Annotated in this window: 1 pseudogene; it reads right to left on the bottom strand. The window is 58.8% G+C overall.

Annotated features, from left to right (window positions below):
- Positions 1-328 (bottom strand): annotated as a pseudogene (gene fusA / locus Q5762_RS37630) (elongation factor G); the annotation flags it as partial.

The raw sequence follows: 328 nt of genomic DNA, 5'->3' as shown, positions 1-328 counted from the left end.
GGTAGGCCACCTGCGGCTTACCGATGTTGGCCTCGACCTTGAACTCGCGACGCATGCGGTCGACGAGGATGTCCAGGTGCAGCTCACCCATACCGGAGATGATGGTCTGACCGGTCTCTTCGTCGGTCTTGACCTGGAAGGAAGGATCTTCCTGGGCCAGTTTGCCCAGTGCGATACCCATCTTTTCCTGGTCCGCCTTGGACTTCGGCTCGACGGCAACGGAAATAACCGGCTCCGGGAACTCCATGCGCTCGAGAACGATCTTGTTGTCGATATCGCACAGGGTGTCACCGGTGGTGACATCTTTCAGGCCGATACAGGCCGCGAT

This window comes from Streptomyces sp. P9(2023), assembly GCF_032436795.1.
In the GTDB taxonomy this organism is placed as follows: domain Bacteria; phylum Actinomycetota; class Actinomycetes; order Streptomycetales; family Streptomycetaceae; genus Streptomyces.
Note: the sequence above shows the minus strand (reverse complement) of the source record. Positions and strands in the feature narration are given on the sequence as shown.